Origin of the sequence: Thiolapillus sp. (assembly GCF_048562965.1) — a bacterium.
GTDB classification, from domain to species: domain Bacteria; phylum Pseudomonadota; class Gammaproteobacteria; order Chromatiales; family Chromatiaceae; genus Thiolapillus; species Thiolapillus brandeum_A.
The window spans coordinates 1-4,425 of record NZ_JBHNMF010000278.1 but is presented as its reverse complement, the minus strand read 5'-3'; the positions used below and the strand labels follow the sequence as shown (position 1 = coordinate 4,425).

General features: G+C 55.0%; 5 protein-coding genes. 4 read left to right on the top strand and 1 reads right to left on the bottom strand.

The window, feature by feature from the left end:
* The first annotated feature begins 82 nt into the window (after positions 1-82).
* From ACOCD2_RS13155 to ACOCD2_RS13140, 4 genes are read left to right on the top strand one after another with little or no spacing between them, the layout of a single operon-like run.
* On the top strand, positions 83-1,957 hold the full coding sequence (locus ACOCD2_RS13155) for an SLC13 family permease (RefSeq protein ID WP_293652677.1): 1,875 nt from the start codon (positions 83-85) through the stop codon (positions 1,955-1,957).
* 22 nt (positions 1,958-1,979) lie between these two features.
* Positions 1,980-3,308 (top strand): SLC13 family permease, encoded by a 1,329-nt coding sequence (locus tag ACOCD2_RS13150; protein WP_293648823.1) that lies wholly within the window; start codon positions 1,980-1,982, stop codon positions 3,306-3,308.
* Between the two features lie 8 nt (positions 3,309-3,316).
* Positions 3,317-3,910 carry a cytochrome c oxidase subunit 3 family protein gene (locus tag ACOCD2_RS13145; protein ID WP_305800315.1) on the top strand — a complete coding sequence of 198 codons (594 nt, stop codon included), beginning with the start codon at positions 3,317-3,319 and terminating at the stop codon, positions 3,908-3,910.
* A complete protein-coding gene (locus ACOCD2_RS13140) occupies positions 3,907-4,194 on the top strand; it encodes a cytochrome C oxidase subunit IV family protein (RefSeq protein ID WP_293650570.1) in 288 nt (95 codons plus the stop codon). Before ACOCD2_RS13145 ends, ACOCD2_RS13140 begins: the two co-directional genes overlap by 4 nt.
* An 83-nt stretch (positions 4,195-4,277) precedes the next feature.
* Here ACOCD2_RS13140 and ACOCD2_RS13135 read toward each other — a convergent pair whose 3' ends face one another.
* Complete coding sequence (locus tag ACOCD2_RS13135; protein WP_419589567.1) at positions 4,278-4,394, bottom strand: DUF2934 domain-containing protein; 117 nt, start codon at positions 4,392-4,394, stop codon at positions 4,278-4,280.
* Positions 4,395-4,425 lie beyond the last annotated feature (31 nt).

The window sequence follows — 4,425 nt, the reverse complement described above, 5'->3', positions numbered from 1 at the left end:
GCTTCCGCAATAAAGAGCGGTTTGCCAATGCCATTTACTTCCATCTCGGCGGGTTGGATCTTTACCCTGATGGGATTACTAGATGATGGGCGCCCACTCAATCAGGGGAAGAGCCCTTTTTATCTTCGAAGTAGTGGGAGTGGATGTTGCCGCCACCACGGTGATGGTGCTGCTGGGACTAACCACTCTGTTCGCGCCGCTGATGGGACTCGAGCAGGGGCTGGTGGACAACAAACACCTTTTCGACGGCTTCTCCTCCAATGCCGTCATGTCCATCATCGCTGTCATGATCATTGGCGCGGGACTGGACAAGACAAGCATCATGAGCAAGGTGGCGGCCTTCATTCTCAAGGTCGGTGGCACGACGGAAAAACGCATCATCCCCATCATTTCGGCAACAGTGGGTTTCATCTCCTCTTTCATGCAGAATGTGGGCGCTGCCACCCTGTTCCTGCCGGTTGTATCGCGCATCTCTGCCCGTTCCGGCCTGCCCATGTCCCGGCTGCTCATGCCCATGGGATTTACTGCAATTCTTGGCGGCACCATGACGATGGTCGGCTCCAGTCCGCTTATCCTGCTCAATGATCTGATACTCACTTCGAACAAAGCGCTGCCGGCAGATCAGCAAATGGATACCTGGGGGCTGTTCTCCGTCACACCGGTGGGCATTGCCCTGGTAACAACGGGCATCCTGTACTTCGTTCTGCCCAAGGCCGTATCCGAGGAAAGCAGCACCAAGGGATCAGACCCCATGGGCTACTTTCATGATGTTTATGGCGTGGACTACGCGGTCACCGAAGTGGTGGTTACAGACAACAGCAATCTGGTCGGCAAAATGCTCGACGATGTCGAGACCACCTATAGGGTGCGCATCATCACCACCAAACGACCGGGTGAAGGCAACCGGGTGGGTCCCGGCGCCCTGGCACGCGATGTGGAAATCCAGGCAGGCATGGTGCTGGGCGTTGTTGCAGACCCTCATGATCTCGATCATTTCGTTGAAAAATATAATCTGAAGAAACGCGAGGTCATGCGTACCTTCGTGGATGACCTGTCCACCAGCAAAGCAGGCATCGCTGAAGTGCTTATCCCGCCTGGCTCCAGCCTGATTGGCAAAAGTGCCCGGGATGTCTGGATGCGCAAAACCTACGGGCTGGCCATGATCGGTTTGCATCGCGACGGCAAGACCCTGCGCGAAGGTGACGACATCCGCAACATTCCCTTCCAGGCCGGCGATATCCTGGTAGTTCATACCGCCTGGGATGCCCTGGCCAGAATAGAGAAGGATCGTGATTTCGTGGTCATCACCACAGAGTATCCCCGCGAGAACGAAATGCGCCCTCACAAGGTGCTGCCAGCGGCTGTTTTCTTTGCTATCGCTCTTTCCATGGTGCTGTTTACCGACATCCGCCTGTCCGTGGCACTGCTAACCGGCACCATCGGCATGGTGCTGTCTGGCGTGCTGAAAATCGAGGAAGCCTATGAGGCCGTGAGCTGGAAAACTGTCTTCCTGATGGCATCCCTGATTCCTCTGGGTCTGGCGGTGGAAACCTCCGGTACGGCAAAATGGATTGCAGATCAGGTGCTTGTGGTGATTGGCGACATGCCTGTCTGGATCATTCAGACCGCTGTGGCTGCACTGGCCACCTTCTTTACCCTGGTCATGTCCAACGTGGGCGCGACTGTACTACTGGTACCCCTGGCGGTGAACATCGCCATCGGTGCCGGCGGCAATCCGGCTGTGTTTGCTCTGACCGTCGCCATCGCAACCTCCAATTCCTTCCTCATTCCCACCCATCAGGTGAATGCACTGATCATGGGTCCTGGCGGCTACCGGGTGCCAGATTTCATCAGGGCAGGCGGCATCATGACCGTGTTATTCTTGATCGTTATTGTGGTTATGATGAACCTGGTTTTTTTAAAGCGGAGTATTTATGGAACCTCATGTCATTACTGAAACATTGACCTGGAACACGCAGATGGCTGTTTCAGGCGCAATTCTGGCTGCTACCTTTATCGGCATTTTTACCGAAGGTGTACACGGTTTCCATCGCTCCAAGTTTGCCATGGGTGGCGCCGCAGCCATGATTGTCGCAGGCCAGATCATGGGGTTCTACGATCCCGAACTGGCATTGCAGGCTATCGACTGGAATGTGGTCTTTCTGCTGGGCGCCATGATGACCATCGTATCCATCATGATACCCACCGGAGGCTTCCAGGCACTTGCTTATCGTATCGCCGATATCAGCAACGGGCGACAGTTCATGTTGCTGGCACTGCTGGGCACTGCAGTTACCGTCATCTCCCTGTTGCTGGACAATGTCACTACGGTAGTCATATTCGGTCCATTGATTATCCTCATCTGCCAGGCACTCAAGGTCAGCCCAGTGCCCTACCTGCTGGCTACAGCACTTCTGTCGGACACCGGTGGCGTCGCAACCCTGGTCGGCGACCCACCCAACCTGATGATCGGTTCTGCAGCAAACATTGACTTCGATACATTTTTCATTCACATGGGCGGCATTGTCTTCGCAGCCTGGATCAGCATCCTGCTGGCGCAGAAATGGTTGTTCTCCAGGGAACTTCGGCAAGAGACAACCCAGCCGGACTTTTCGAATCTGGAAAAACTGGCAGACCCTCAAACCTGGTATGCCGCGCTGGGCGTGCTGGCAACGATGGTCGTTCTCTTTATCATCCACCAGGCACTGCACTGGGAACCCTGGATGGTGGCTGTATTGGGTCTGACCATTCTTTTATTCATCGGTAAAAACGTGGACATGGACAGAACCTTTCAGGATGTGGAAATGAGCCTGCTGATGTTCTTTGTCTCTCTGTTCGTACTGGTAGGTGGCGTCGAACACAGCCATTTCCTGGAATACGTGGGTCAGTATATCCGTCCGTTCGTCGAGTCCGATCTGCTCCTCGCATCCATTGTTCTCATGTGGGGCGCCGCTTTCCTGTCAGCTATGATAGACAACATTCCTTTCACCGCCGCCATGATTCCCATACTGCTCGGCTTCGAACAGCAGGGTATCAATATCACGCCATTGTGGTGGGCCCTGGCCATCGGTGTCGGCATGGGCGGCAACGGCACCCACCTCGGATCGACTGCCAACGTGTTCATCGTGACCATATCGGAGCGTCTTGCCAAAGACACCGGTGACGAAAGTATGCGCATCACACCCGGGCTGTGGTTCCGCAAGGGTACGCCAGCTATGTTACTCACCCTGTTGACTTCATCCATACTGATGTGGATGTTCTTCGATTTCTTTGCAGAACCTCTGAGCGCACATCCTGCTTCCCCGTAGGAATTGCAGTGCACGAACTTCCTGTTGAACATGTCACGAGTGACGGGCATACGGGCATCCCCGGCAACCGTGCCATCTGGGTAGGCATCTTTGCCGAACTGACAGAATTCACCCTGATGTTTCTGGTGTACTTCTTCGCCCGCATCAATCACCCCCAGGCTTTTCACGAAGGGCCGCAAAAGCTTTCTCTGGCTGCCGGCACCGCCAACACAGTCATTATGCTGACGAGCAGCTATTTCGTGGCCCGAGCCGTACTCGCCATACGCCGGGACTGTTCCGGCATTGCATTGCGCTGGCTGATTGCCGCCTTTGTGGCAGGTGCTGGTTATCCTGTGGTCAAGGCACTGGAGATTCGCTGGAACATCGGCCACGGTGTGGTGGGTGGCGGTGACGTGTTTCAGATGTCCTACTACTATCTGACCTTCAACCATCTGGTCCATGTGAGCTGGGGACTGCTGGGGCTGGTATGGATCATGTTCAGAACCGGCTTTGGCGGCTACAGTGCCGACAATCACAATGGCCTGGTGGCATTCGCCAGCTACTGGCATGCCACGGACCTGATCTGGCTGATGATATTTCCGCTTTTCTATGTGCTGCCATGACCGCCGCTAAACTCACGCTCAGCTGGATGCTGCTCATGGTGCTTACTCTGAGCGGTACGCTAATGGGGGAATACGCCCAACCGGGGTTCTGGGTCACGGTAAGCGTAGCGGTGATTACGACCATCAAGGGACGGCTGATTATCGATCAGTTCATGGAACTGAACCACGCCAGCCCGGTAATCCGCAGGATCGTACGTGGCTTCGGCCTGATCGTTCCCGCCCTGATGATACTGACTTATTTGTACGGGCAGAAACTGGCGGCCATTACGCAGTTGCCCGGTTAGACAAAAACTTCAGTACCAAAGGGGAGCACTCCCCTGAATCCCGGCTTGCACCAGGACAACAGGGGACTCCACCATTCCGGGGATCAACGCTTTTTCAGCATCTCGTCCACGAAACGTTCTGCTTCAGGCCAGTCGTCCTGCTCGTGGCCAGGATGGAAATTCCTTGCTTCAGCCAGGAAATAGGCATGACGCTGAATCATCTCGTAGCGTTCCTGGTCACTGACTTTCATC

Coding starts and splice junctions, on each gene's coding strand:
- ACOCD2_RS13155 (WP_293652677.1), top strand. CDS start 83: ATGATGGGCGCCCACTCAATCAGGGGAAGAGCCCTTTTTATCTTCGAA.
- ACOCD2_RS13150 (WP_293648823.1), top strand. CDS start 1,980: ATGGCTGTTTCAGGCGCAATTCTGGCTGCTACCTTTATCGGCATTTTT.
- ACOCD2_RS13140 (WP_293650570.1), top strand. CDS start 3,907: ATGACCGCCGCTAAACTCACGCTCAGCTGGATGCTGCTCATGGTGCTT.
- ACOCD2_RS13135 (WP_419589567.1), bottom strand. CDS start 4,394: ATGATTCAGCGTCATGCCTATTTCCTGGCTGAAGCAAGGAATTTCCAT.